The sequence below is a fragment of the Streptomyces sp. NPDC058678 genome (assembly GCF_042714835.1).
GTDB lineage: Bacteria > Actinomycetota > Actinomycetes > Streptomycetales > Streptomycetaceae > Streptomyces.
This window is the reverse complement of the sequence record NZ_JBHXSG010000006.1, coordinates 180,199-204,680: the sequence shown is the minus strand read 5'-3', so window position 1 is coordinate 204,680 and position 24,482 is coordinate 180,199. Positions and strand designations below refer to the sequence as shown.

The following is a 24,482-nucleotide window of genomic DNA, read 5'->3' as shown; positions in this document are numbered from 1 at the left end:
CGCCCTTGAGTCTCCACCCACTGGAAGGCCCAGACTCGCAGACATGATCGACGACGGCACCGGACTCCTCACCATCGGCGAGCTGGCCCGCGCGACCGGGCTGACCGTGCGCACCATCCGCTACTGGTCCGACGAGGGCGCCCTGCCCCCGGTGACCAGGTCCACGGGCGGTTACCGGCTGTACGACGCCGCGTCCGTGGCCCGCCTGGAGCTGATCCGCACCCTGCGCGAACTGGGCCTCGGCCTGGAGGACGTACGCAAGGTGCTGGCCGGGGAGACCACGGTCGCGGAGGTGGCAGCAGCCCACGTGGCCGCGCTGGACGCGCAGATCCGGTCGCTGAAGGTGACCCGTGCGGTGCTGTCGACCGTGGCGCGACGCGGTTCGACCGCAGAGGAGATGACGTTGATGAACAAGCTGGCACGGCTGTCGGCAGCCGAGCGGAGCCGGATCCTGGAGGAGTTCGTGGAGGAGACCTTCCGCGGGCTGGACACCGCGGACCCGCTGATCCGGGAGCGGATGCGTGGTACGACCGCGAACCTCCCGGACGAGCCGACGCCCGAGCAGGTGGATGCGTGGGTGGAGCTGGCCGAGCTCCTGGAGGACCGGGAGTTCCGGGCGCGGATGCGGCAGGCGGCGGAGTTCAACGCGGCCGACCGCGGGCACGACACCCCCGACGGGGCGTCCCTGTGGTTCGCCCGGCGACTGGTGCAGCTGGGGGCCGAGGCACGGGAGCGGGGCGTCGCGCCCGAGTCCGCGGAGGCCGGGCAGGTGCTGCGGGACCTGCTCGGGAACGCCGACCCGGCTCAGGTACTGGAACGCCTGAAGTCCACGACGAACGACAAGGTCGCCCGCTACCGGGAGTTGCTGGGGATCGTGAACGGCCACGGGGCGGTGGCGGCGCACCGCGAGGAGTTCGCGTGGGTGGTCGCCGCGTTGCAAGCGCGCACGGCCGGTTAATCTGACCTTCGTCAAAGGGACAGCAAGGTACGAGATAAAGGGGCGAATCGGTGGCGGACATCGAAGAGGCACGCAAGCATTTCCAGCGGATCGACACTGACGGTGACGGCTTCATCACCGCCGCCGAGTTCAAGACCGCCCTGGCCCAGCAGGGCGACTGGAACGTCACCGAGTCGGTCGCCGAGGCCATCATCAAGTCCCGCGACCTCAACGGGGACAAGCTGCTGTCGTTCGACGAGTTCTGGGCCCACCTGAACAAGTGACGCGAGTGGCAAAAGGGGGGCGCCCGTGGGGCGCCCCCCTTGGCAAGACCGGCGCCCCGGCCCGCCTGGCACTTCCTGTCGCGGGCGACGACGAGGCGGCGAAGCGGAGGGTGCGGGCCCTCATCGACGAGCTCGGCTTCGACACGGTCGACGCGGGCGGCCTCGACGACTCCTGGCGCCAGCAGCCCGACAGCCCGGTGTACGGGCTGCGGGCCGACGTCGACGGGGTCATAAGGGCCCTGGCGGAGGCGAGCCCGGAGCGCAAGCCGGAGTTCCGCGGCTAGGGCCTGTCCGGCGGACAGGCCCTAGGTCAGACGATCTCGAGAGGCAGGTGCGGCCCGTCCGGCAGGACGACCTTCACGGGGTCCCCGGGCCGCACCACGCCCCCGGTGACGACGACGCTCATGATCCCGGACGTGAACCGCGCCCGGCCCTCCGCGTCCCGCCTGACGACCTGCTTCAACAGCCCCTTCTGGAACCTGTCGATCTGCGCACAGGGATTCCGCAGCCCGGTGACCTCGACGACGGCCTCGCCGCCGAGACGCAGCAGGGTCCCGACCGGCAACCCCAGCAGATCGATCCCCCGCGTGGTGACGTTCTCCCCGAGCTCCCCGGCCGCCACCTCGAACCCGGCGCCCCGCACCTCGTCGAAAAGCTCCTCGTGGATGAGGTGCACCTGCCGAAGGTTCGGCTGCGAGGGATCCTTCTCCATCCGGAACCGGTGCTTCACCGTCGTCCCGGCGTGCACATCCCCCTCCACCCCGAGCCCGGCGAGCAAGGTGATGCTCTCCCGGTTCGGCTTGGTGAAGGAGTACGTCCCGTTGCTGCTGACGGCACTGACAGACCCACCCATGACCTGAAGCTCTCCCAAATGTCAGGCGCCCTCGGCCCACTGGCGCAGCGCCGCCTTGTCGGCGAAATCCGCCACGTTCTTGTCCAGCGGGTCGTCGGTGTACTGGTGGAAGCGCCACTTCGCCTTGATGCGGGGCCGGCCGGCCGTGACGTAGTCCGCGATCCACAGTCCGTCACCCGCGTACGACGTGGTGTCGACGGTCAGCCAATAGTTCCTATTACAGTACAAGATCACTCGGTTGTTCGGCCGCAGCGCCTTCACCTTGCGGATGAAGTTGTCCTTCTCCGCGTTGCTCGGGTGTCTGCCGTCGCCGGTCGTCTCCCAGTCGACGACCAGGATGTCACCCGCCTTCTCGGGGGCCTTGCCGACGAAGTACTCCGCCTGGGCCGTCAGGTTGCCCGGCCAGAGGAAGTGGTAGAAGCCGACGACCAGGCCGGCGTCCCGGGCCCGCTTCGTCTGGGCGGCGAGTTTCGGGTTGACGTACGTACGGCCCTCGGTCGCCTTGATGAAGACGAAGGAGAGGCCGTCGGTGTCGTAGGTGGCGGACTGGTAGGCGCTCACGTCGATGCCGCGCAGCATGGGTGCTCCCTGAAGTGCCTGTAGGGGGGACACGAGTCGGTTGCTGACCGCAGCCCCACCTTGGCACGGGTGATCCGCGCGTGGCGTGGAAACACCGACCTGCGCTCGTCGGCGGCGGACGTCAGCACTCGATGATGTTGACCGCCAGCCCGCCCCGGGCCGTCTCCTTGTACTTGACGGACATGTCGGCGCCCGTGTCCTTCATCGTCTTGATGACCTTGTCCAGGGACACCTTGTGCGAGCCGTCCCCGCGCATCGCCATCCGCGCGGCAGTGACCGCCTTCACCGCGGCCATGCCGTTGCGCTCGATGCAGGGGATCTGGACGAGGCCGCCGACCGGGTCGCAGGTGAGGCCGAGGTTGTGTTCCATGCCGATCTCGGCGGCGTTCTCGACCTGTTCGGGGGAGCCGCCGAGGACTTCGGCGAGCGCGCCCGCCGCCATCGAGCAGGCGGAGCCGACCTCGCCCTGGCAGCCGACCTCGGCGCCGGAGATGGACGCGTTCTCCTTGAAGAGCATGCCGATCGCGCCGGCGGCGAGCATGAAGCGGACCACCCCGTCCTCGTCGGCGCCCGGAACGAAGTTGAGGTAGTAGTGGAGCACCGCGGGGATGATGCCGGCCGCTCCGTTCGTCGGCGCGGTCACCACCCGTCCGCCCGCCGCGTTCTCCTCGTTCACCGCCATCGCGTAGAGCGTGATCCACTCCATCGCGTGCGCCAACGGGTCGCCTTCCGCCCGGAGTTGGCGCGCCGACATGGCGGCCCTGCGACGGACCTTCAGCCCACCCGGCAGGATGCCCTCGCGGGCCATGCCGCGCGACACGCACGCCTGCATCACCCGCCAGATCTCCAGCAGCCCGGCGCGGATCTCCTCTTCCGTGCGCCAGGCCCGCTCGTTCTCCAGCATCAGCGCGGAGATGGACAGGCCGGTCTCCTGCGTCAGGCGCAGCAGCTCGTCGCCGGTGCGGAAGGGGTACTTGAGGACCGTGTCGTCGAGTTTGATGCGGTCCGCGCCCACCGCCTCCTCGTCGACGACGAAGCCGCCGCCCACCGAGTAGTACGTCTTCGTGAGCAGCTCCGCCCCCGAGGCGTCGTACGCCCACAGGGTCATGCCGTTGGCGTGGTAGGGGAGGGTCTTACGGCGGTGGAGGACGAGGTCCTTGTCGAAGTCGAAGCCGATCTCGTGTTCGCCGAGGAGCCGCAGACGGCCCGCCTCCCTGATGTCCGCCACCCGTTGGTCGGCCTTCTCCACGTCCACCGTCCGCGGGGAGTCGCCCTCCAGGCCGAGCAGTACCGCCTTGGGCGTGCCGTGACCGTGGCCGGTCGCGCCGAGGGAGCCGTACAGCTCGGTCCGCAGGGACACGACCGTGTCCAGCAGGGCCTCGTTGCGCAGTCGGCGGGCGAACATGCGGGCCGCGCGCATCGGGCCGACCGTGTGGGAGCTGGACGGGCCGATGCCGATCGAGAACAGGTCGAAGACCGAGATGGCCACGGGAACTCCTCAGTACGGGTGGTGCAGGGGGCGCGCGCCCCGCACTGACGAGTGTGCGGGGCGCGCAACAAAAAGGAACTACTTGTTCAGACCGGGGTACAGCGGGTGCTTGGCGGCCAGGGCCTTGACCCGGGTCTTCAGCGCCTCGACGTCGGCCCCCGCAAAGGGAGCGGGCGCCTTCAGCGCCTCGGCGACGACGTCCGCGACCTCGGCGAAGTCCTCGGCGGTGAAGCCGCGGGTGGCGAGGGCGGGCGTGCCGATCCGCAGGCCGGAGGTGACCATCGGCGGGCGCGGGTCGTTCGGGACGGCGTTGCGGTTGACCGTGATGCCGACCTCGTGGAGGCGGTCCTCGGCCTGCTGCCCGTCCAGCTCGGACTCGCGCAGGTCGACCAGGATCAGGTGCACGTCGGTGCCGCCGGACAGGACGTTCACGCCGGCCGCGCGGGCGTCCGGCGCGGTGAGGCGCTCGGCGAGGATCCGCGCGCCCTCGACGGTGCGACGCTGGCGCTCCTTGAAGTCCTCCGAGGCGGCGACCTTGAAGGAGACCGCCTTGGCCGCGATCACGTGCTCCAGGGGACCGCCCTGGAAGCCCGGGAAGACGGACGAGTTGAGCTTCTTGGCGAAGTCCTTCTTGGCCAGGATGATGCCGCCGCGCGGGCCGCCCAGCGTCTTGTGGGTGGTGGAGGTGACGACATCGGCGTACTCGACCGGGTTCGGGTGCAGGCCCGCCGCGACCAGACCCGCGAAGTGAGCCATGTCGACCCACAGGAAGGCCTCGACCTCGTCCGCGATCCGGCGGAACTCGGCGAAGTCCAGCTGCCGCGGGTACGCCGACCAGCCCGCGATGATCACCTTCGGCCGGTGCTCCTTGGCGAGCCGCTCGAGCTCGGCCATGTCGACCAGCCCGGCCTCGTCCACGTGGTAGGCGACCACGTTGAACTGCTTGCCGGAGAAGTTCAGCCGCATCCCGTGGGTGAGGTGGCCGCCGTGCGCCAGGTCGAGGCCGAGGATGGTGTCGCCGGGCTTGGCCAGCGCGAACAGGGCGGCCTGGTTGGCGGAGGCGCCCGAGTGGGGCTGCACGTTGGCGTACTCGGCGCCGAACAGCTCCTTGACCCGGTCGATCGCGATCTGCTCGGCGACGTCGACGTGCTCGCAACCGCCGTAGTAGCGGCGGCCGGGGTAGCCCTCGGCGTACTTGTTGGTGAGGACCGAGCCCTGTGCCTCCATGACCGCGAGAGGCGCGAAGTTCTCGGAGGCGATCATCTCGAGGGTGGACTGCTGGCGGCTGACCTCGGCGTCGACCGCGGCGGCGATCTCCGGGTCGAGCTCGTGCAGGGGCGTGTTCAGAACGGACATCGGGTGTACGACTCCTCAGCCGGCGGAAAAGGCGGTGTACTCGTCGGCGGAGAGCAGGTCGGCCGGCTCCTCCGCGACGCGTACCTTGAACAGCCACCCGCCCTCGAAGGGAGCGGAGTTCACCAGTGACGGGTCGTTGACGACGTCCTCGTTGACCTCGGTGACCTCGCCGTTGACCGGGGAGTACAGGTCGCTGACCGACTTGGTCGACTCCAGCTCGCCGCAGGTCTCGCCCGCGGTCACCGCGGCACCGACCTCCGGGAGCTGGACGAAGACGACGTCACCGAGCGCGTTGGCCGCGTGCTCCGTGATGCCGACCGTCGAGACGCCGTCCGCGGCGGCCGACAGCCACTCGTGCTCCTTGCTGTAGCGCAGCTCTTGGGGGTTGCTCATGGCCTGGATTCTCCTGTACGCGGGGGAGTGCTGGTGATGGTGGGACTGCTGGAAACACACGTGAGCAGCGGATATGTGCGCAGGGTCACGCGCACGAACCGCTCAAGTGTCTACTTCTGGCGCTTGTAGAACGGCAGCGCCACGACCTCGTACGGCTCGTGGCTGCCCCGGATGTCCACACCGACACCCGGCGTGCCCGGCGCCGCGTGCGCGGCGTCGACGTACGCCATCGCGATCGGCTTGCCCAGCGTGGGGGAGGGCGCGCCGGAGGTGACCTCGCCGATCACCTCGCCGCCGGAGACGACCGCGTACCCGGCGCGCGGGACGCGACGCCCCTCGGCGACCAGGCCGACGAGGACGCGCGGAGGGTTGCTCTCGGCGCGGGCAGCGGCCTCGGTGAGCGCCTCGCGCCCCACGAAGTCGCCCTCCTTCTCGAACTTCACCACGCGTCCGAGCCCGGCGTCGAAGGGGGTCGACGCCGTCGACAGCTCATGCCCGTACAGCGGCATGCCCGCCTCCAGACGCAGCGTGTCCCGGCAGGACAGGCCGCAGGGGACCAGGCCGACGTCCTCGCCCGCCTTGGTCAGGGCCTGCCACAGCTCGACGGCGTGCTCCGGCTGCACGAACAGCTCGAAGCCGTCCTCGCCGGTGTAGCCGGTGCGCGCGATGAGCGCCGGGACGCCGGCGACGGTGCCGGGCAGGCCGGCGTAGTACTTCAGGCCGTCCAGGTCGGCGTCGGTGAGGGACTTGAGAACCCCCGGCGATCGCGGACCCTGCACGGCGATCAGCGCGTAGGCGTCCCGGTCGTCGCGCACCTCGGCGTCGAAGCCGGCGGCACGCTCGGTCAGCGCGTCCAGCACCACCTGGGCGTTGGAGGCGTTGGCGACGACCATGTAGTGCGAGGAACCGGCCTCGGTGTCGGCCAGCCGATAGACGATCAGGTCGTCGAGGATGCCGCCGTCCTCGCGGCAGATCATGGTGTAGCGGGCCCGGCCGACACCGACGGACGCGATGTTGCCCACGAGCGCGTAGTTCAGGAGCTGCGCGGCCTGCGGGCCGGTGACGGTGATCTCGCCCATGTGCGAGAGGTCGAAGAGACCGGCCCGGGTGCGCACGGCGTTGTGCTCGTCGCGCTCGGAGCCGTAGCGCAGGGGCATGTCCCAGCCGGCGAAGTCGGTCATCGTCGCGCCGAGCGAGCGATGCAGGGCATCGAGCGCGGTGTGACGGGGTGCGGTGCTGCTCATCGGACGGTCGTCTCCCAAGGCATGACGGCGAGGTCGTTCCTCCCCATCTGTCATCGGAACCTGAGAGGTTCGTCATGACCCCGCGAAACGGTGGTCACGACTTGCACCTTGGGTGGAGCCGCTGTGGCAGCGGCCCGCTTTTCAGATGTGCCTCGCCCGCGCGGTAACGGGGACCTGAGAGATTCAAGGGAGGGACTTGCTCCTTCGGCGCCCCAGCGACGTACGGCTGGGGACTCTCCCGCGCGGATTCAAACGGCCGGTATGCAGTTGGCGCGCACATCATCGCACGCATCTTCGGTCCGCGGCAGGTCACATCTGTAACCGGCCTGTGGCAGTAAGCGCATGAAAACAGGAGACACCGCGTATTACCTTCTCTTTACACTCGACGGGGAGGGGAACTCGTGACCCGCCCCAGGGGAGGACGATCACGGTGAACAGGACTACGGCGTACGCCACGACCTCGGCCGTCGCGCTGCCCGAGCAGCCCGCGGCCCGCGAGGCGTGCGGGACGCGGCCGGGACCCGTCCTCCGCGACCTGCGCGAGCGCGAGGGCCGCAGCCCGCACGCACTGCTCTTCGGACCCCGCGACCTCGTCGTGATCACCGGTCTGCCCGGCAGCGGCAAGTCCACGCTGATGCGGCGCACGGTCAAGGGCCTGCGGATCGACTCCCAGGACACCCGAGACCGCTGGGACGGCCGGCTGTCCCGCTTCCTGCCGTACGCGGTCTACCGCCCGCTCGTCCGCCTCGCCCACTACGCGGGGCTGCGCCGCGCCCTGCGCTCCGGCGCGGGCGTCGTCGTGCACGACTGCGGTACGCAGGCCTGGGTGCGCGGCTGGCTGGCCCGCGAGGCCCGCCGCCGGGGCGGCATCCTGCACCTGCTGCTGCTCGACGTCGCCCCCGACACGGCGCTGGCGGGCCAGCGCGAACGCGGTCGCGGGGTCTCGCGGTACGCGTTCCTGCGCCACCGCGGCGCGGCCTCCCGCCTGATCAGCTCCGTGGAGAAGGGCGACCTGCCCCAGGGCTGCGACTCGGCGGTACTGATCGACAGGGACGCGGCGAACGTTCTGCGCCGGATCGGATTCACGGGCTGACCCCGCGCCGGTCCGCACCCGCTAGCCTTTCAGCCACAGCAGCGGTACTCGGCAGGCGGTAGGCAGCAGATGGACTTCCCGGCGGATCTCCCAGCGGGCTTCTCGGAGTTCCCGGCACAGGCGCACCCCCATTCGCACGGCGGATGGCCCGGCAACGAGCTGGAGGAGGTGCTCTCCGCCTCCCTCGGCATCCCCGGGGCCGGCGGGCGGATCATCGAGGTGCTCGGCCGCAGCTTCGTGTGGGTGCCGCTGCCCAGCGGCGGCGGCCCGCACAGCGGCCCGCTCGACCTCCCGACCCTGGAGATCGACGGCCAGGCCTATGTGCCGGTCTTCAGCTCCGAGGAGCAGTTCCGCCAGGTCGTCGGCTCGCACCTGTCGTACACCATCGCGCCCGCGGTGGAGTTCGCCCGCGGCCTGCCCCCGCAGGTCGGCATCGCCGTGAACCCGGACGGCACGGTCGGCGTCCCGCTGCCCCCGGCCGCCGTGGCCGACCTGTGCCGCTCCGGCCGTACCCCGCTGGACGGCCCGGCGAGCGGCGGCCGCGTCAAGCTCTACGAGCCCGACTGGCAGGACGACCCCGTCGACTTCCTCGCCGCCGCCTCGGCCGAGTTCGCGTCGACAGGCGTCGTCCTCACGGCCCGCCGCTGCCTGGCGGCGATCGAGACGGCGGACCCCGTGATGTTCGTCGGCGTGGAGCTCTCCCACTGGGAGGCCCCCGACCTGCGCACGGTCCCCACGGACGCCCTGGCGAGGGCCCTGGGCCGCGCCCCGGCCCCCTGGCCGGTCAACCTGGTCCTCCTGGACGTGGCCGACGACCCGGTCGGCCACTGGATGCGCGAGCAGGTCCGGCCCTTCTACCAGTACGGCTACTGAGGTAGTCAGGGGCGCGGGGAACGGCGCGACAGGCCCCACGACCCGCACCCGCCGACGGCGAACAAGTCCCGAGCTCTTGGGCGGCTGCTGTCGGCACCGCCACATAAGCTGGTTTCATATCGAGGCAACTTCACGAAGGGGCGGTACAGGTGAGCGGCATCGCGGCCGGTCAGGTCGAGCACATGCTGCGCCAGGTGACGCCCGGGCGCTACGACGCCTACGAGGCACTCCTGCGCGCGCTCGCGACTCCCTCCTCCGGCCAGATCTGGATGCTCCTGTGGCACGGCCAGGCCGGCTCCCCCGACGCCCAGTACGGAAACATGGAGGTCGAGGGCTACGGCTACGCCCCGTGCGTCACCTCGGCCCAGGAACTCTCGGCCAGTGGCTGGAACCGCTCCTACGAGGTCGTCGACGGAATCGACGTCGCCCGCACCCTCTACCCCGACCACTACGGCCTGTGGCTGAACCCGCACGCTCCCGGCGGCGGCGTCGGCATCCCCTGGCTCGACCTGCGCCGCATCGCCACCGGCCTGGAGCGCCAGCCCGCCGGTCCGCTCCGGCTGTCCGAACCCGGCATCGAGATCCCGCAGTTCTACGCCCTGGTGGCGCAGAACGCCCACCGCACCCCGGCCGTCCGCTCACTGCGCCGCGCCTGGGTGCAACCCGCGCTCGGGGCGCCCTATCTGGCCATCGGTCTAGACGTGTACGACACCAGCCCGCCGGCCGTCGACTCGGTGCGCGCGATGATGCAGCAGTCGATCGGAGCGGTCCCGGACGGGCTGCCGGTGTCGACCGTGGCGATGTCCGACGAGTACGACCCGGTGGCTCTGTGGATGCGGGCGAGCGCCCGCCCGTTCTACGACCGCGAGGCCCATGCCGCGCCCGCCCCGGCCCCCTCCTCGGCCCAGGCTCCGGCGGCCGGATACGGCTATCCGCCGGCCCGCGGCGGATACTGATCGGACGTCATCCCGGCCCGGGCGGCCCGGCATGTCTCCGCGCGTAGAACAGGGTGGATCGCACCTATGTGCCCCAAATGTCCCAAGTAGCCTGTGTCCGCCCCGCGTTACCCGGCGTCCGGATAACGGAACCCTCCAGCCCGCATCACGTTTATGCATCCTTTCACCGCCAAGTCTGGCAACAGATCGCCAAAGCGTTGAAGACTCCGGCACCAGGGACCTTTCGTCCCTGTGTACGACGGACTGATCAATGCCGCCACAGCGGCAAGTGCGGGCCGGCTACCGCCGGTTGAGAGGGGTCCCTGCCAGATGACGGCACCATTGCACGAGCCGACCGCGGAAGCGGCCCCGAGCGCGGCCGAAGAAGCGGCGCTGATCAGCGCCGATGCGAAGGCCGTACAGGGACGCTCCCTGGGCCGGATCGCCTGGGAGCGCCTCAAGCGGGACAAGCTCGCCCTCACGGGTGGCGTCGTGGTGCTCTTCCTCGTGATGCTCGCGCTGCTCGCCCCGGTCATCACCGGGATCCTCGGGCAGGACCCGAACGAGTATCACGAGAGCCTCATCGACCCGCTCTTCGGGACGCCCACGGGCTCCCTGGGCGGCATCAGCGGCGAACACCTGCTCGGCGTCGAGCCGGTCAACGGCCGCGACATCTTCGCCCGCATCCTCTACGGCGCCCGGATCTCCCTGCTGGTGGGCTTCCTGTCCGCCGTGGTCGCCGTGATCCTCGGAACGGTGCTGGGCATCCTCGCCGGGTTCTTCGGCGGCTGGGTCGACTCCGTGATCAGCCGGGTGATGGACGGCCTGCTGGCCTTCCCGCAGCTGCTGTTCATCATCGCGCTGGTCTCCGTCATGCCGAACGAGATGCTGGGTCTGACCGGGTCGAGCGTGCGCGTCTTCGTGATGATCCTCGTCATCGGCTTCTTCGGCTGGCCCTACATCGGGCGCGTGGTGCGCGGCCAGACGCTCTCGCTGCGTGAGCGCGAGTACGTGGAGGCCGCCCGATCGCTGGGCGCGGGGCGGATCTACATCCTGTTCAAGGAGCTGCTGCCCAACCTCGTCGCCCCGATCGTCGTGTACACGACGATGATGATCCCCACCAACATCCTCACCGAGGCGGCGCTCAGCTTCCTGGGCGTGGGCGTCAAGCCGCCGACGGCCTCGTGGGGGCAGATGCTCTCGAGTGCGATCGACTACTACGAGTCGGACCCCATGTACATGGTGGTTCCGGGCGTGGCGATCTTCATCACCGTGCTGGCCTTCAACCTCTTCGGCGACGGCGTCCGGGACGCGCTGGACCCGAAGGCTTCCCGTTGAACCGCCGAATCGCGGCACCCCAACTGTCCCGTGGCACTGACACGGGGTCTCTCATCAAATCCGGAGGATCCGAGATCGTGACTACCCAACGCACCTCAGGGCGGCGGAAGCAGGCGTTTGCCGCTGTCGCCGCGGTCGCCGCGCTGCTGACCACGGCGGCGTGCGGCGGCGGCGGTGGAGACGACGGCGACAAGGGCTCGAGCACCGGCGCCGCCGGCTTCGACGCCGCGAACAACAAGGTCGCCCAGGCCTCCGCCGCCAAGAAGGGCGGCACGCTGAAGTTCGGTGGCGCCCAGGATGCCGACTCGTGGGACACCACGCGCGGTTACTACGGCTTCATGTGGAACTTCGCGCGCTACTACAGCCGTCAGCTCGTCACGGGCAAGGCCGAGCCGGGCGCGGCGGGTGCCGAGATCACTCCGGACCTCGCCACCTCGACCGCCAAGATCACGGATGACGGCAAGACCTACACGTACACGCTGCGCGACGGTGTGACGTGGGAGGACGGCAAGCCGATCACGTCCAAGGACGTCAAGTACGGCATCGAGCGCGTGTGGGCGCAGGACGTGCTGTCCGGCGGTCCGGTCTACCTGAAGGACGTGCTGGACCCCAAGGGCGAGTACAAGGGCCCGTACAAGGACACCTCCGCGGACAAGCTGGGTCTGAAGGCGATCGACACGCCCGACGACAAGACGATCGTCTTCCACCTGCCGCAGGCCAACTCGGACTTCGAGGAGATGCTGGCCCTGGTGTCGGCCTCCCCGGTCCGCCAGGACAAGGACACCAAGTCCAAGTACGGTCTGCACCCGTTCTCCTCCGGCCCGTACAAGTTCCAGTCGTACAGCCCGGGCAAGGAGCTGACGCTGGTCCGCAACCCCGAGTGGAAGCAGGCCTCGGACCCGATCCGCAAGGCGTACCCGGACACGATCAAGGTCACGTTCTTCTCGGACGCCAACCAGCTCGACCAGCGTCTGCTCAACGGTGACCTGGACCTCGACATCAACCAGACCGGCATGTCGCCGCAGGGCCGCACCACCGCCCTCAAGCAGCACAAGGCCAACCTGGACAACCCGGTCTCCGGCTACATCCGTTACGCGGTCTTCCCGCAGACCGTCGCGCCGTTCGACAACATCGAGTGCCGCAAGGCCGTCATCTACGGCGCCGACCACGTGTCGCTGCAGACCGCCCGCGGCGGCCCGATCGCCGGTGGCGACATCGGCACCAACATGCTGCCGCCGTCCATCCCGGGCGCCGAGGGCCAGAAGTACGACCCGTACGAGCTCGCGGGTGCCAACAAGGGCGGCAACGAGGCCAAGGCCAAGGAGGCCCTGAAGGCCTGCGGCAAGCCGAGCGGCTTCTCCACCACCATCGCCGTGCGTAACAACAAGCCGGTCGAGGTGGCCACCGCCCAGTCCCTGCAGGCGTCGCTGAAGAAGATCGGCATCAACGCCGAGATCGAGCAGTACGACGGTTCGCAAACCACCGGCATCATCGGCAGCCCCGAGAACGTGAAGAAGAAGGGCTACGGCATCATCATCATGGGCTGGGGCCCGGACTTCCCGTCCGTGCAGGGCTTCGGTCTGCCGCTGTGGGACAGCAAGTACATCCTTGACAGCGGTAACTCCAACTACGCGATGATCAAGGACAAGACGATCGACGGCCTGTTCGACTCCTACGTCACCACGCTGGACGACGCGGGCAAGGAAAAGATCGCCACGGAGATCAACCACAAGGTGATGGAGGGCGCGTACTACCTGCCCTTCGTCTTCGAGAAGTTCATCAACTGGCGCTCGGACAACCTGGCGAACGTGTACACCACCGACGGCTACAGCGGTATGTACGACTTCGTCAACCTCGGTCTGAAGTCCGCGAAGTAATCCCGGCACACCCGCCACACGGCACGAAAGGCAGGTGAAGGCCGGCGCAGCGTGACCGTGGGCCACCTGGGGGTACCTCCCACGCCTTTAAGGCAGTGGGGGAGACCGGAGGTGGCCCGCGGTCCGCGGCGGGCCGAGAGCTGTGCTCGCTTACCTCATCAGGCGGTTGTTCGCCGCCGCAGTGATGCTCGTGGTCATCATCATGGTGGTCTTCGGCATCTTCTTCCTCGTCCCCAAGTGGGCGGGCGTGGACATCGCCACGAGCTTCGTGGGCAAGCAGGCCGACCCGGCCGCTGTCGAGGGCGTGCGCCAGAAGCTCGGCCTGGGCGACCCGATCTACGCCCAGGTCTGGGAGTTCTTCAAGGGCATCTTCGCCGGGCGCACCTACTCGGGCGGCGGCGACACGATCCACTGCTCCGCACCGTGCTTCGGCTACTCCTTCCGCAGCGAGCAGGCCGTCTGGCCGGTGCTGACCGACCGCTTCCCGGTGACCCTGGGACTCGCGCTCGGCGCCGCCGTGCTGTGGCTGGTCTTCGGTGTCGCGGCGGGCGTGCTCTCCGCGCTCAAGCGGGGCAGCATCTGGGACCGCGGCGCGATGGTCATCGCGCTCGGCGGTGTCTCCCTCCCCATCTACTTCACCGGCATGCTGAGCCTGGCGATCTTCGCCTTCGGGCTGAAATGGATCGACGCGCAGTACGTGCCTCTGGAGGACAGCTTCGGCGGCTGGTTCGGCGGCATGATCCTGCCGTGGATCACCCTCGCCTTCCTGTACGCGGCGATGTACGCCCGGATCACCCGCGCCACCATGCTGGAGATCCTCGGCGAGGACTACATCCGCACCGCCCGCGCCAAGGGCCTGAAGGAACAGACCGTCATCGGCAAGCACGCCATGCGCTCGACGATGACGCCGATCCTGACCATGCTCGGCATGGACCTCGGAGCCCTGATCGGTGGCGCGATCCTGACCGAGTCCACGTTCAACCTGCCCGGTCTCGGCCGGGCCGTACTGGACGCCATCCGCAACCAGGACCTGCCCATCATCGTGGGCGTCACCCTGATCACATCCCTCGCGGTGCTCGTCGCCAACCTCGTGGTGGACATCCTGTACGCCGTGATCGACCCCCGAGTGAGGCTCACATGACCGAACTCAGCAAGAGCGGAGCGGCCGTGGGCGAGCCCACCAGTTCCTCGCCCGCCCCGACCTCCTTCCTGGAAGTGCGCGACCTGAAGGTGCACTTCCCGACCGACGACGGCCTGGTCAAGTCCGTCGACGGGCTCAGCTTCCAGCTGGAGAAGGGCAAGACCCTCGGCATCGTGGGCGAGTCCGGCTCCGGCAAGTCGGTGACCTCGCTCGGCATCATGGGCCTGCACACCGCCGGCCAGTACGGAAAGCGCAAGGCGCAGATCTCCGGGGAGATCTGGCTGGACGGGACCGAGCTCCTGTCCGCCGACCCGGACTACGTGCGCAAGCTGCGCGGCCGCGAGATGGCGATGATCTTCCAGGATCCGCTGTCGGCGCTGCACCCGTACTACACGATCGGCCAGCAGATCGTGGAGGCGTACCGGATCCACCACGACGTCGACAAGAAGACCGCCAAGCGTCGAGCGGTCGAGATGCTCGACCGGGTGGGCATCCCGCAGCCGGACAAGCGGGTCGACAGCTACGCGCACGAGTTCTCCGGCGGCATGCGCCAGCGCGCGATGATCGCGATGTCGCTGGTCAACAACCCCGAGCTGCTGATCGCGGACGAGCCGACGACCGCCCTGGACGTCACCGTCCAGGCGCAGATCCTCGACCTGATCCGCGACCTGCAGAAGGAGTTCGGCTCCGCGGTCATCGTCATCACCCACGACCTGGGCGTCGTCGCCGAACTGGCCGACGACATCCTGGTGATGTACGGCGGCCGCTGCGTCGAGCGGGGCCCGGCCGACAAGGTGTTCTACGAGCCCCGGCACCCCTACACCTGGGGTCTGCTGGGCTCGATGCCGCGCCTGGACCGTGAGCAGCAGGAGCGTCTGATCCCGGTCAAGGGCTCGCCGCCCTCGCTGATCAACATCCCGTCCGGCTGCGCCTTCAACCCGCGCTGCCCGTACGCGGACCTCCCGAAGGACAACGTCACCCGCACCGTCCGCCCCGAGCTCGCCGAAGTGGGCAGCCGGCACTGGGCCGCCTGCCACCTGGGCACGGAGCAGCGGGAGCGTATCTGGACCGAAGAGATTGCGCCGAAGCTGTGAGTGACGACGAGAAAGCGGTGACCATTCCCGCGCAGGGCGACGCTCCTCAGGAGGAGGGCACCGCCACCCTCACCAAGGACCCTGCCCCCGGCGAGGTCCTGCTGAAGGTGACCGGGCTGAAGAAGCACTTCCCGATCAAGAAGGGCCTGCTCCAGCGCCAGGTCGGCGCGGTGCACGCGGTCGACGGCATCGACTTCGAGGTCCGCTCCGGCGAGACGCTGGGCGTCGTGGGCGAGTCCGGCTGCGGCAAGTCCACGATGGGCCGGCTGATCACCCGGCTGCTCGAACCGACCGCGGGCAAGGTCGAGTTCGAGGGCAGGGACATCACGCACCTCGGGGTGAGCGGCATGCGTCCGCTGCGCCGCGACGTGCAGATGATCTTCCAGGACCCTTACTCGTCGCTGAACCCGCGCCACACCATCGGCACGATCGTCGGCGCTCCCTTCAAGCTGCAGGGCGTCGAGCCCGAGGGCGGCATCAAGAAGGAAGTGCAGCGGCTGCTGTCGGTCGTGGGCCTCAACCCCGAGCACTACAACCGCTACCCGCACGAGTTCTCCGGCGGCCAGCGCCAGCGCATCGGCATCGCCCGCGCGCTCGCGCTGAACCCGAAGCTGGTCGTGGCGGACGAGCCGGTCTCGGCCCTGGACGTGTCGATCCAGGCGCAGGTCGTGAACCTCCTGGACGACCTCCAGCAGGAGCTGGGCCTGACGTACGTGATCATCGCCCACGACCTGTCCGTCGTACGCCATGTCTCGGACCGTATCGCCGTGATGTACCTCGGCAAGATCGTGGAGCTCGCCGACCGCGACGCGTTGTACCGGGCGCCGATGCACCCGTACACCAAGGCGCTCATGTCGGCGGTGCCGATCCCGGACCCGCGGCGCAAGTCGGCCAAGAGCGAGCGCATCCTGCTCAAGGGCGACGTGCCCTCGCCGATCTCGCCGCCGAGCGGCTGCCGTTTCCACACCCGGTGCTGGAAGGCGACGGAGATCTGCAAGACCACCGAGCCTCCGCTCCTCGAGCTGAAGCCCGGCCAGCAGGTCGCCTGTCACCACCCGGAGAACTTCGAGGACCAGGCCCCGCAGGACACCGTGCTGCTGACGGTGGCCCGGGAGGCGGCCGAGCTGGTCGCGGACGAGGTGCTGGCGGAGTCGGCGGAGACGTCGGCGGCGGTGGCGGCGGAGGTCGCCAAGGAGACCGACGTCACCAAGGACGCCAACGACAAGTAGCTCACAACCGAGCCCCCGCCTTCCATCGCAAGGCGGGGGCTCAGTTCTGGGTAAGAATGTCAGGGTGCTTCAGCAACTGTTCAGCCCGTCCGTCCAGCACACGCTCGACCTGATCGGCATCTTCGTCTTCGCCATCTCCGGCGCCCTGCTGGCCGTCCGCAAGAACTTCGACGTCTTCGGCATCGCCGTCCTCGCCGAGGTCACCGCGCTGGGCGGCGGGCTGTTCCGCGACCTGATCATCGGGGCCGTACCGCCCGCCGCCTTCACGGACCTCGGGTACTTCACCACCCCGCTGCTCGCCGCCCTCCTGGTCTTCTTCCTGCACCCGCAGGTGGAGCGGATCCAGGCCGGTGTGAACGTCTTCGATGCGGCCGGCCTCGGCCTGTTCTGCGTCGCCGGCACGACGAAGGCGTACGAGTACGGGCTCGGCCTGACCCAGTCGGCGGCTCTCGGCCTCGCCACCGCGGTCGGCGGCGGTGTGCTGCGGGACGTGCTCGCCAACGAGGTGCCCTCGCTGCTTCGCTGGGACCGCGACCTGTACGCGGTCCCGGCGATGGTCGGCGCCACCCTGGTCGTCCTGTGCATCCACTACGACGTCCTCAACCCGCTCACCAGCACGCTCGCGGTCGTCACCGCCTTCGTCCTGCGGCTGCTCGCGATGCGGTTCCACTGGCGAGCGCCGCGTGCGTGGAACCGGCGGTCGACGGTGCGGGAGGAGTAGCGGCTCCCAGGCCCAGTTGCTCGGTCAGCCAGCGGAAGGCGGGCACCACCTGCGGCCGCCACAGCGCCATGGTGTGGCCGCCCGCGCTCTTCGGGATGTAGACGACGTGCACGGTCGTCGGCGCCTTCGCGATCCGTTCGAGGGCCACGGCCGCCTCGTAGCCGTCGTGTGGCTGGCCGGAGAGGTAGAGCGCGATCGCGGGCGGGGTGCGGGCCTCGCGCAGCAGCAGGTAGGGGTTGTTGGCGTTGCGCAGGGCGGGGTTCTGCGCGGCCAGCGAGGTGCGTTCGCCGATCGGGTCGTTGTAGCCGGACAGGCTGACCGCGGCCCGGTAGCGGTCGGGGTGCGCGACGGCGAGCTTCGCCGCGCAGTGCGCGCCCGCCGAGTACCCGGCCACCGCCCAGCCCGCCGGGGCGGACTCGGCCCGGAAGTTGTCCATGACCATTCTCGGCACGTCCACGCTGAGCCAGCTGTCCGCGTTGACCGTGCCCGGGATGTTGGCGCAGCCCGGGTCCACGCCGGCCAGCAGGTTGGTGCGCGGGGCGACCAGGATGAACGGCGCCACCTCGCGGTCGCGCATCAGCGGCAGCAGCTGTTCGTCGGCGTGCAGGGACCCGAACCAGGCCTTCGCCGAGCCGGGATAGCCCGACAGCAGCTCGACGACCGGGAACCTGTGGTGCCGGTAGGCGGGTTCGTCGTACTGCGGCGGCAGCCAGACGTATACCTCGGCGTTCACGCCCGACACCCGCCCCTCGAGCTGCGTGACGCGCACGCCGCCGGTCTTCGTGAACCTCTGGTGGACCTTGGGCAGCCGCTTCAGCGCGATCCCGCCGGTGCCGTCGGCGCCCAGGTCGACGGCCTGCTGGACGTGGTCGCCGGTGCCGAGGAGGTCGGCCCAGTTGTCGTAGAGGTTGTTCTCGTTGTTGACCAGCGTGAAGATGAGGGCGACCGCCGTGCCTTGGGCGAACAGCAGCATCAGCACCCGGGCCGCGGTGCGCAGGGCCCGGGGTCCCCGCATCCGCGACCACAGGGCGAACGGCAGCGCGAGGGCGGCGACGGCCAGCGCGATCAGGGTGTAGAGGAACGTAGTCCCGGTGAGGCTCATGTATCTGGAGAGGGCGGGCCGAGGGCTCGGGTTTACGGATGTGTAGGGACACTTACCGAAAAATTGCCCGCGCCTCACCTGGGGCGCCGCGACCGGTGTCATACGGCCGTAACGATAAAAGCTACCGCTTAGTAATTACCTGTTGTACCGTTCAGGCATGCCAGAGACAGCTACCGTGCGCGCCGTCATCGGCGACAGCGAGTTCGACCGGGACACCGCGGTCACCCTGCGCGAGCCCGGGGTCTACGACATCGACCTCTCCGCGGGCTGGACGATCATCAGCGCCGTCAACGGCGGCTACCTGCTCGCCGTCCTGGGCCGCGCGCTCGCGGACGCCCTGCCGCACGCCGACCCGTTCACCATCTCGGCGCACTACCTGACCGCGTCCCAGCCGGGCCCGGCGGTCGTCCGCACGGACGTCGTCCGCACCGGCCGCACCCTGTCGACCGGCCAGGCCTCCCTCTTCCAGTACGACGACCAGGGCCGCGAAGTCGAACGCATCCGCGTCCTCGCCTCCTACGGCGACCTGGACTCGCTGCCGGACGACGTCCGCACGACGGCCGAGCCCCCCGCCTTCCCGCCCCTGGACCAGTGCTTCGGACCGGAGGACGGTCCGGCCCCCGTCGACGGCAGCTCGGCGATCACCGACCGGCTGATGCTGAAGCTCGACCCGTCGACGCTCGGCTGGGCACTCGGAGCGCCCTCCGGCAAGGGGGAGATGCGGGCCTGGTTCGGCCTCGCCGACGGCCGTGACGCCGACCCCTTCTCGCTGCTCCTCGCGGTCGACGCGTTGCCGCCGACCGCCTTCGAGATCGGCCTGTCGGGCTGGGTGCCCACGGTCGAACTGACGGTTCACATCCGGTGCCGCCCGGCCCCGGGCCCGCTGCGCGTCTCGATCACCACCCGCAACCTGGCCGGCGGCTTCCTGGAGGAGGACGCCGAGGTCTGGGACAGCGCCGACCGGCTGGTCGCGCAGTCGCGGCAGCTGGCCCGGGCCAGGCTCGGCTGAGGGGCCGGCCCCCGGCAGGCTGAGCAGCGCCCCACCGCGCGGGCGTACGGTCCGGGATCCTGGAGCGGTGAAGTCCGACCGCCTGCTGTCGATCCTGCTGCTCCTGCAGTCCCGGGGCCGCGTCCCCGCGCGCGAACTCGCCGACCGCCTAGAGGTGTCCGTCCGCACCGTCTACCGGGACGTCGAGGCCCTGTCCGCCTCCGGCGTCCCGGTCTACGCCGAACGCGGCCGGCACGGCGGCATCGAGCTGCTCGCCGGGTTCCGCACGGACGTCACGGGACTGACCGCCGACGAGTCCCGCGCCCTGTTCATCCTGGCCGCCCTGGCCGCCCAGGGCGCCCACGCGGCGCTCGGCCTGGACGCGGCGCTGGGATCGGCCCTGCGCAAGGTGATGGCCGCGCTGCCCGCCCCCACCGCCCGGCCGCCGAGGTCACCTCCCGCCGCATCCTCGTCGACGCCACGCGCTGGAAGGGCGGCCCACGGCGGGCGGTGGACCTGGAGGCGTTGCAGGACGCGGTGTTCACCGACCGCAGGCTGCGACTGCGCTACCGGCACAGCGGCGAGCAGGAGACACGGACCTACACCGTCGACCCGTACGGCCTGGTCGCGAAGGCGGGCGTCTGGTACCTGGTCGCCGACCGGCGCACCGGGCCGCGGCTCTTCCGTGCCGACCGGGTGCGGTCGGCGACCGTCCTGGCCGACCCGGTCAGGCGCCGGCCCGGCGTCGAACTCACCGACGTCTGGCAGGTGTTGCGCCGACAGGTCGAGGAACGCCCCGGCGGGCTCGACGTCACCGTCCGGGTCCGCCGTGACCGCCTCGACCTGTTCCTGCGCATCAACGCCGCGTCGCTGGCCGAACTCCCCGACGACGACGGCGAGAGCGCGTGGGTGACGGCCCGACTGTCGTACGGCGTGCTCGGCGAGGCCCGTCAACTCCTCCAGTTCGCCGACCGCGTGGAGGTCGTGTCCCCGCCGGAGGTGCGCGAGGAACTGGCCCGGGCGGCCGCCTCTGTCACGGACCTGTACCAGCGAGCAGAGGACGGGCCGGAAGAGAACCCCAGGTCAAGCGTGTCTCGTTAGCCGCTCTTTGCCCTACGCACAGGCCAGGGACAGGGCGGTCCCAACGAAGCCCTAAGGGACGTTGGTTGAGTGCGCGCCTCAGGACTCCCTCATCCTTCCTGGAGTTGTTTCTCATGAAGCGTGTGCGTCTCGCTCCCGCCGTCGCCCTGCTGGCGCTCTCGCCCCTCGCCCTCGTGGCCTGCGGTGCGGGCGACTCGTCGTCGTCCTCGAACAGTGGCAACTCCGGGCAGCAGACCTGCCAGCCACCGTCCGGCGCGCCGAGCGGCAACCCGTCGGCGAGGCCGAGCGGTGCCCCGTCGGGCGCCCCCACCGGCAACGCCACCGCCCAGCCGTCCGGCACCCCCTCCGGCATGCCGAGCGGCGTGCCCTCCGGCGGGGCCGGGGGCGGCCAGGGCGGCCCCGGCGGGGGGCAGGGCGGTGGCTGTGGCGGTCCGGGCGGTGGTGGCGCGCTGCCCAGCGGCAGCCCGAGCCGGTAGGCACGGCAGGGCTGAGCTCGGACGTCGTACGACCGACCGGGCATCGCATGCGACAGGGGCGGCACACCCGGCCGACGGGTGTGCCGCCCCTGCGCGTTGCGCAGGCTCAGTCCAGCCAGTGATGACGACCCACGCTGATCAGGCGCAGCTGCCGGGTCGCCACCTGGACGACCCGCTCGCGCTCCTCCTCGGACGCCTCCAGCGCCTCCAGGAACAGGGAGGCGGTGATCAGCATCTGGTCGACGTACAGGTTGGCCAGCATGAGGAGGTCGTCCTCGCTCCAGCCCGCGGACTCGGGGTCCTTGGCCAGCTCGGTCCCCACCTCCTCGCCGAACCGCGCCAGTTGGTCGCGTATCGCCTCCCGCACCGGCTGGACTCCACCGTGGCGCTCACGGGCGACGAAACGGACGTGTGCGGGGTACTCGGCCACATGGCCGGCGATCAACTGGACGGCGCGGGTGATGCGTTGGTCGTGGTCGTCCGCTCCGGACACCGTCGTCCGGATCATCGGGTGCAGGCTGCCCAGCGCCTCCTCGACCAGGGCCACGCCGAGATCCGCGGTGGAGCGGAAGTGCCGGTAGAAGGCCGTGGGGGCGACGCCGACGACACGGGTGACCTCACGCAGGCCGAGACTGCTCAGGCTCTGCTCCTCCAGCAGTTCCAACGCGGCGTCGAGGAGCGCCTGCCGGGTCTTCTGTTTCTGTGCCTGCCGGATGCCGAGGGTGTGACTCATGCCATGCAGTTAACAACTGTTCTCTGTAATTGGAAAGTCATAGGAGGCGCTAGACTGGGAAGTCAGTGAACAACTGTAACTACAACCGTTCACCGAAACGTCACGAGAGTCGTCCTCGATCGCCATCGAGAGTCATCTCGTCGGAGGGGGTCCCACCCATGCTGTTCCTCGTCGCCGCACTCCTGCTGCTCGGAGTCGTCCTCGGCACCGTCGCGCACGCGCCGTTCGGCTTCACCGCCGTCGCCGCCGTCGTGATCGCCGTCTGGCTCGGCATCTTCGCGATCCGCGAGCGCCACGGCCGCCGCCGCGGCACCACCCACTGACCAACCGTCCTACGACTTCTGCGACTTCCAGGAGCTGACCCGTCATGCAACTCACCGCACCGGCCACCCGCCGCACCGGCATCCACGACGCCGACGGCATGGCCGTCGCATCCTTCGTCCTCGGCCTTCTCGGCCTCCTCGTCCTCAACATCGTTCTGGGCCCGACCGCCATCGTCCTGGCAGCCCTCTCCCTGTGGCGTGGCACGACCCGCAAGGGCCGCGCCTACCTGGGCATGGGGCTGGGGGTCGCCGATCTGGTGGTCCTGCTGGCGTTCATGCAGATGGACAGCTCGGTGTCCTGGAGCTTCTGACCGCAGCGGTGCCCGATCCCCCCTCGCGAGACGCCCCGCCGAGGCCCAGCCCGGGGCCCCGTAGAATCGGCGTCACCATGGCATACCTCGACCACGCCGCGACCACCCCGATGCTCCCCGAGGCAGTCGAGGCACTCACCGCGCACCTGGGCATCACCGGCAACGCCTCCTCCCTCCACGCGTCCGGCCGCCGAGCGAGGCGAACCGTCGAGGAGGCCCGCGAGACCCTCGCGGAAGCGCTCGGCGCCCGCCCCAGCGAGGTCGTCTTCACCGCCGGCGGCACCGAGGCCGACAACCTCGCCGTGAAGGGTCTCTACTGGTCCCGCCGCGCCGCCGACCCGGCCCGCACCCGGGTCCTCGCGAGCCCCGTCGAGCACCACGCCGTCCTGGACGCCGTCCACTGGCTGGGCGAACACGAGGGCGCCACGATCGAGTACCTCCCGGTCGACGCGTACGGCAGGGTCCACCCCGAGGCGTTGCGCGAGGCCATCGCCCGCAACCCCGACGACGTCGCCCTCGCCACCGTCATGTGGGCGAACAACGAGATCGGCACGGTCCTGCCGATCCGCCAACTCGCCGAAGCGGCCGCCGAGTTCGACGTCCCCCTGCACGCCGACGCCGTCCAGGCCTTCGGCCAGGTCCCCGTCGACTTCGCCGGCTCCGGCCTCGCCGCGATGACGGTCTCGGGCCACAAGATCGGCGGCCCGTACGGCATCGGCGCCCTGCTCCTGGGCCGTGAGCACACCCCCGTCCCCGTCCTGCACGGCGGCGGCCAGGAGCGGCACGTCCGCTCCGGCACCCTCGACGTCCCCGCGGTCGCCTCCTTCGCGGTCGCCGGCCGGCTGGCCGCCGAACAGCGCGAGTGGTTCGAGCGCGAGATCGGCACCCTGCGCGACAGCCTGGTCGAGGAGGTCCTCAAGGTGGTCCCCGACGCCATCCTGGGCGGCGACCCGGCTCCCGGCGGCCGTCTGCCGGCCAACGCCCACTTCACCTTCCCGGGCTGCGAGGGCGACTCCCTGCTCCTCCTCCTGGACGCCCAGGGCATCGAGTGCTCCACCGGCTCCGCCTGCACCGCGGGCGTCGCCCAGCCCAGCCACGTCCTCCTCGCCACCGGCACCGACCCCGACCTGGCCCGCGGCACCCTCCGCTTCTCCCTCGGCCACACCTCCACGGAGGCAGACGTGGAGGCCGTCGCCAAGGCGATCGGCCCGGCGGTGGAGCGGGCACGCGCGGCGGGACTGACGTAGGACGCTCCCGGCGGGACGTACGCAGGACGCTCCCCGGCGGTCCTACCTGTCCGCAGCCGCTCACACCACCGCCGTACGAGCCTTTCGTACGAGCTTCATGTACCGGTCCCAGTCCCAGTGCTTCCCGGGATCGGTGTGGTCCGTCCCCGGCACCTCCACGTGGCCGATGATGTGCTCACGGTCGACCGGGATGTCGTAGCGCGCGCATATCCGGGCCGTGAGCCGGGCCGAGGCCTCGTACATCTCGCCCGTGAAGTCCTGTGGCCGGTCGACGAAGCCCGCGTGCTCGATGCCGACACTGCGTTCGTTGTAGTCGCGGTTGCCCGCGTGGTACGCCACGTCCAGCTCGCGGATCATCTGCGCGATGTGGCCGTCCTTGCGGACGATGTAGTGCGAGGCCGCGCCGTGTCCGGGGTCCTGGAAGACCTTCACCGCGCTGTCGAAGCTGCCCTGGGTGACATGGATGACCACCATGTCTATGCCGTAGTCGTCGGGACGGTCCGCGCGCCGCCAGTTCGCCTCCGACGCGGCCACCCAGCGCGCCCCGGCGTAGTCCACCTCGCCCTCCTTGCGCGGCTTCTCCACGCCGGGCGCCCGCCACCACAGGCGCGCCAGCTCGTCACGGGCCAGCACGGCCGTGCCCGCCGCGGCCGCCGTACCGCCGATCAGCAGCGCACGCCGGCCGATCCGCCGGTCCGTGTCCGCACCGGCGGCCTTGTCCTTGCCTGCTCGTCTCGCCCCCATGTGATCGTGAACGGATACTCG

Annotated in this window: 25 protein-coding genes, 2 pseudogenes and 1 riboswitch; of the genes and pseudogenes, 18 read left to right on the top strand and 9 right to left on the bottom strand. The window is 70.1% G+C overall.

What is annotated here, in order from left to right:
• Positions 1–43: 43 nt before the first annotated feature.
• From ACFWWR_RS09055 to ACFWWR_RS09045, 3 genes and pseudogenes are all read left to right on the top strand, one after another.
• Entirely contained in the window at positions 44–958 is a 915-nt protein-coding gene (locus tag ACFWWR_RS09055; protein WP_384302607.1) for a MerR family transcriptional regulator, read from the top strand.
• A gap of 50 nt (positions 959–1,008) precedes the next feature.
• Positions 1,009–1,221, top strand: a complete 213-nt coding sequence (locus ACFWWR_RS09050; protein ID WP_383860870.1) for an EF-hand domain-containing protein — start codon at positions 1,009–1,011, stop codon at positions 1,219–1,221.
• Between the two features lie 50 nt (positions 1,222–1,271).
• Positions 1,272–1,505, top strand: a pseudogene (locus ACFWWR_RS09045) (NADP oxidoreductase); the annotation flags it as partial.
• A 26-nt stretch (positions 1,506–1,531) separates the two neighbouring features.
• Here the strand turns inward: ACFWWR_RS09045 and ACFWWR_RS09040 are convergent.
• From ACFWWR_RS09040 to gcvT, 6 genes are all read right to left on the bottom strand, one after another.
• Complete coding sequence (locus ACFWWR_RS09040) at positions 1,532–2,074, bottom strand: MOSC domain-containing protein (RefSeq protein WP_383860873.1); 543 nt, start codon at positions 2,072–2,074, stop codon at positions 1,532–1,534.
• Between the two features lie 21 nt (positions 2,075–2,095).
• Positions 2,096–2,653 carry a GH25 family lysozyme gene (locus tag ACFWWR_RS09035; RefSeq protein ID WP_383860875.1) on the bottom strand — a complete coding sequence of 186 codons (558 nt, stop codon included), beginning with the start codon at positions 2,651–2,653 and terminating at the stop codon, positions 2,096–2,098.
• Positions 2,654–2,774: 121 nt separating this feature from the next.
• A complete protein-coding gene (locus ACFWWR_RS09030; protein WP_383860878.1) occupies positions 2,775–4,142 on the bottom strand; it encodes an L-serine ammonia-lyase in 1,368 nt (455 codons plus the stop codon).
• 78 nt (positions 4,143–4,220) lie between these two features.
• Positions 4,221–5,498, bottom strand: coding sequence for a serine hydroxymethyltransferase (gene glyA / locus ACFWWR_RS09025; protein ID WP_383860880.1), 1,278 nt, complete (start codon positions 5,496–5,498; stop codon positions 4,221–4,223).
• 15 nt (positions 5,499–5,513) lie between these two features.
• The gene (gene gcvH, locus ACFWWR_RS09020; protein ID WP_383860883.1) at positions 5,514–5,891 is read right to left on the bottom strand and encodes a glycine cleavage system protein GcvH; all 378 of its coding nucleotides are present in this window, start codon (positions 5,889–5,891) and stop codon (positions 5,514–5,516) included.
• 110 nt (positions 5,892–6,001) lie between these two features.
• On the bottom strand, positions 6,002–7,135 hold the full coding sequence (gene gcvT / locus ACFWWR_RS09015) for a glycine cleavage system aminomethyltransferase GcvT (protein ID WP_383860886.1): 1,134 nt from the start codon (positions 7,133–7,135) through the stop codon (positions 6,002–6,004).
• 151 nt (positions 7,136–7,286) lie between these two features.
• Positions 7,287–7,386, bottom strand: a riboswitch (glycine riboswitch).
• A gap of 173 nt (positions 7,387–7,559) precedes the next feature.
• On the opposite strand from gcvT, the gene ACFWWR_RS09010 reads away from it, so the two are divergent.
• The 9 genes from ACFWWR_RS09010 to ACFWWR_RS08970 all read left to right on the top strand — a co-directional run bounded on the left by ACFWWR_RS09010 (position 7,560) and on the right by ACFWWR_RS08970 (position 17,436).
• Positions 7,560–8,228, top strand: coding sequence for an AAA family ATPase (locus ACFWWR_RS09010; protein WP_383861288.1), 669 nt, complete (start codon positions 7,560–7,562; stop codon positions 8,226–8,228).
• Positions 8,229–8,297: 69 nt separating this feature from the next.
• Positions 8,298–9,101, top strand: coding sequence for an enhanced serine sensitivity protein SseB (locus ACFWWR_RS09005; RefSeq protein WP_383860888.1), 804 nt, complete (start codon positions 8,298–8,300; stop codon positions 9,099–9,101).
• Between the two features lie 182 nt (positions 9,102–9,283).
• A complete protein-coding gene (locus ACFWWR_RS09000; RefSeq protein ID WP_384302627.1) occupies positions 9,284–10,057 on the top strand; it encodes an enhanced serine sensitivity protein SseB C-terminal domain-containing protein in 774 nt (257 codons plus the stop codon).
• A 309-nt stretch (positions 10,058–10,366) separates the two neighbouring features.
• Positions 10,367–11,374, top strand: a complete 1,008-nt coding sequence (locus ACFWWR_RS08995; RefSeq protein ID WP_383860892.1) for an ABC transporter permease — start codon at positions 10,367–10,369, stop codon at positions 11,372–11,374.
• 77 nt (positions 11,375–11,451) lie between these two features.
• Positions 11,452–13,251: an ABC transporter substrate-binding protein gene (locus ACFWWR_RS08990; protein ID WP_383860895.1), complete on the top strand. Its 1,800-nt coding sequence runs from the start codon at positions 11,452–11,454 to the stop codon at positions 13,249–13,251.
• 142 nt (positions 13,252–13,393) lie between these two features.
• Positions 13,394–14,392, top strand: coding sequence for an ABC transporter permease (locus ACFWWR_RS08985; RefSeq protein WP_383860898.1), 999 nt, complete (start codon positions 13,394–13,396; stop codon positions 14,390–14,392).
• Positions 14,389–15,486 (top strand): ABC transporter ATP-binding protein, encoded by a 1,098-nt coding sequence (locus tag ACFWWR_RS08980; protein ID WP_383860901.1) that lies wholly within the window; start codon positions 14,389–14,391, stop codon positions 15,484–15,486. The genes ACFWWR_RS08985 and ACFWWR_RS08980 overlap by 4 nt, the downstream gene beginning before the upstream one ends.
• 17 nt (positions 15,487–15,503) lie before the next feature.
• Positions 15,504–16,715 (top strand): ABC transporter ATP-binding protein, encoded by a 1,212-nt coding sequence (locus ACFWWR_RS08975; RefSeq protein WP_383861291.1) that lies wholly within the window; start codon positions 15,504–15,506, stop codon positions 16,713–16,715.
• Between the two features lie 64 nt (positions 16,716–16,779).
• Positions 16,780–17,436 carry a trimeric intracellular cation channel family protein gene (locus ACFWWR_RS08970; protein ID WP_383860904.1) on the top strand — a complete coding sequence of 219 codons (657 nt, stop codon included), beginning with the start codon at positions 16,780–16,782 and terminating at the stop codon, positions 17,434–17,436.
• On the opposite strand, the gene ACFWWR_RS08965 is transcribed toward ACFWWR_RS08970, so the two are convergent.
• A complete protein-coding gene (locus tag ACFWWR_RS08965; protein ID WP_383860906.1) occupies positions 17,345–18,538 on the bottom strand; it encodes an alpha/beta hydrolase in 1,194 nt (397 codons plus the stop codon). The genes ACFWWR_RS08970 and ACFWWR_RS08965 overlap by 92 nt on opposite strands.
• A 157-nt stretch (positions 18,539–18,695) precedes the next feature.
• On the opposite strand from ACFWWR_RS08965, the gene ACFWWR_RS08960 reads away from it, so the two are divergent.
• The 3 genes and pseudogenes from ACFWWR_RS08960 (at position 18,696) to ACFWWR_RS08950 (ending at position 21,103) form a co-directional block, all read left to right on the top strand.
• The gene (locus ACFWWR_RS08960; protein ID WP_383860908.1) at positions 18,696–19,547 is read left to right on the top strand and encodes a thioesterase family protein; all 852 of its coding nucleotides are present in this window, start codon (positions 18,696–18,698) and stop codon (positions 19,545–19,547) included.
• A gap of 67 nt (positions 19,548–19,614) precedes the next feature.
• Positions 19,615–20,627: pseudogene (locus ACFWWR_RS08955) on the top strand (helix-turn-helix transcriptional regulator).
• A 113-nt stretch (positions 20,628–20,740) separates the two neighbouring features.
• Positions 20,741–21,103: a hypothetical protein gene (locus tag ACFWWR_RS08950; protein ID WP_383860910.1), complete on the top strand. Its 363-nt coding sequence runs from the start codon at positions 20,741–20,743 to the stop codon at positions 21,101–21,103.
• A gap of 106 nt (positions 21,104–21,209) precedes the next feature.
• Here ACFWWR_RS08950 and ACFWWR_RS08945 read toward each other — a convergent pair whose 3' ends face one another.
• Positions 21,210–21,836: a TetR family transcriptional regulator gene (locus ACFWWR_RS08945; RefSeq protein WP_383860913.1), complete on the bottom strand. Its 627-nt coding sequence runs from the start codon at positions 21,834–21,836 to the stop codon at positions 21,210–21,212.
• A 158-nt stretch (positions 21,837–21,994) separates the two neighbouring features.
• Between ACFWWR_RS08945 and ACFWWR_RS08940 the strand changes: the two genes are divergently transcribed.
• The 3 genes from ACFWWR_RS08940 (at position 21,995) to ACFWWR_RS08930 (ending at position 23,717) form a co-directional block, all read left to right on the top strand.
• Complete coding sequence (locus tag ACFWWR_RS08940; protein WP_383860916.1) at positions 21,995–22,159, top strand: hypothetical protein; 165 nt, start codon at positions 21,995–21,997, stop codon at positions 22,157–22,159.
• Positions 22,160–22,203: 44 nt separating this feature from the next.
• The gene (locus tag ACFWWR_RS08935; RefSeq protein ID WP_383860919.1) at positions 22,204–22,470 is read left to right on the top strand and encodes a DUF4190 domain-containing protein; all 267 of its coding nucleotides are present in this window, start codon (positions 22,204–22,206) and stop codon (positions 22,468–22,470) included.
• A 77-nt stretch (positions 22,471–22,547) separates the two neighbouring features.
• Entirely contained in the window at positions 22,548–23,717 is a 1,170-nt protein-coding gene (locus tag ACFWWR_RS08930) for a cysteine desulfurase family protein (RefSeq protein ID WP_383860922.1), read from the top strand.
• A 60-nt stretch (positions 23,718–23,777) separates the two neighbouring features.
• Here ACFWWR_RS08930 and ACFWWR_RS08925 read toward each other — a convergent pair whose 3' ends face one another.
• Positions 23,778–24,461, bottom strand: a complete 684-nt coding sequence (locus ACFWWR_RS08925; protein WP_383860925.1) for an N-acetylmuramoyl-L-alanine amidase — start codon at positions 24,459–24,461, stop codon at positions 23,778–23,780.
• Positions 24,462–24,482 lie beyond the last annotated feature (21 nt).

Excerpts from the sequence above, each read along its gene's own strand:
- ACFWWR_RS08960 (WP_383860908.1), top strand. The coding sequence starts at position 18,696 with ATGCCAGAGACAGCTACCGTGCGCGCCGTCATCGGCGACAGCGAGTTC.
- gcvH (WP_383860883.1), bottom strand. The coding sequence starts at position 5,891 with ATGAGCAACCCCCAAGAGCTGCGCTACAGCAAGGAGCACGAGTGGCTG.
- ACFWWR_RS09035 (WP_383860875.1), bottom strand. The coding sequence starts at position 2,653 with ATGCTGCGCGGCATCGACGTGAGCGCCTACCAGTCCGCCACCTACGAC.
- ACFWWR_RS09005 (WP_383860888.1), top strand. The coding sequence starts at position 8,298 with ATGGACTTCCCGGCGGATCTCCCAGCGGGCTTCTCGGAGTTCCCGGCA.
- ACFWWR_RS08945 (WP_383860913.1), bottom strand. The coding sequence starts at position 21,836 with ATGAGTCACACCCTCGGCATCCGGCAGGCACAGAAACAGAAGACCCGG.
- ACFWWR_RS09040 (WP_383860873.1), bottom strand. The coding sequence starts at position 2,074 with ATGGGTGGGTCTGTCAGTGCCGTCAGCAGCAACGGGACGTACTCCTTC.
- ACFWWR_RS08930 (WP_383860922.1), top strand. The coding sequence starts at position 22,548 with ATGGCATACCTCGACCACGCCGCGACCACCCCGATGCTCCCCGAGGCA.
- glyA (WP_383860880.1), bottom strand. The coding sequence starts at position 5,498 with ATGTCCGTTCTGAACACGCCCCTGCACGAGCTCGACCCGGAGATCGCC.
- ACFWWR_RS08995 (WP_383860892.1), top strand. The coding sequence starts at position 10,367 with ATGACGGCACCATTGCACGAGCCGACCGCGGAAGCGGCCCCGAGCGCG.
- ACFWWR_RS08925 (WP_383860925.1), bottom strand. The coding sequence starts at position 24,461 with ATGGGGGCGAGACGAGCAGGCAAGGACAAGGCCGCCGGTGCGGACACG.
- ACFWWR_RS08950 (WP_383860910.1), top strand. The coding sequence starts at position 20,741 with ATGAAGCGTGTGCGTCTCGCTCCCGCCGTCGCCCTGCTGGCGCTCTCG.
- ACFWWR_RS08935 (WP_383860919.1), top strand. The coding sequence starts at position 22,204 with ATGCAACTCACCGCACCGGCCACCCGCCGCACCGGCATCCACGACGCC.
- ACFWWR_RS08940 (WP_383860916.1), top strand. The coding sequence starts at position 21,995 with ATGCTGTTCCTCGTCGCCGCACTCCTGCTGCTCGGAGTCGTCCTCGGC.
- ACFWWR_RS08980 (WP_383860901.1), top strand. The coding sequence starts at position 14,389 with ATGACCGAACTCAGCAAGAGCGGAGCGGCCGTGGGCGAGCCCACCAGT.
- gcvT (WP_383860886.1), bottom strand. The coding sequence starts at position 7,135 with ATGAGCAGCACCGCACCCCGTCACACCGCGCTCGATGCCCTGCATCGC.
- ACFWWR_RS09000 (WP_384302627.1), top strand. The coding sequence starts at position 9,284 with ATGCTGCGCCAGGTGACGCCCGGGCGCTACGACGCCTACGAGGCACTC.
- ACFWWR_RS09055 (WP_384302607.1), top strand. The coding sequence starts at position 44 with ATGATCGACGACGGCACCGGACTCCTCACCATCGGCGAGCTGGCCCGC.
- ACFWWR_RS08965 (WP_383860906.1), bottom strand. The coding sequence starts at position 18,538 with ATGAGCCTCACCGGGACTACGTTCCTCTACACCCTGATCGCGCTGGCC.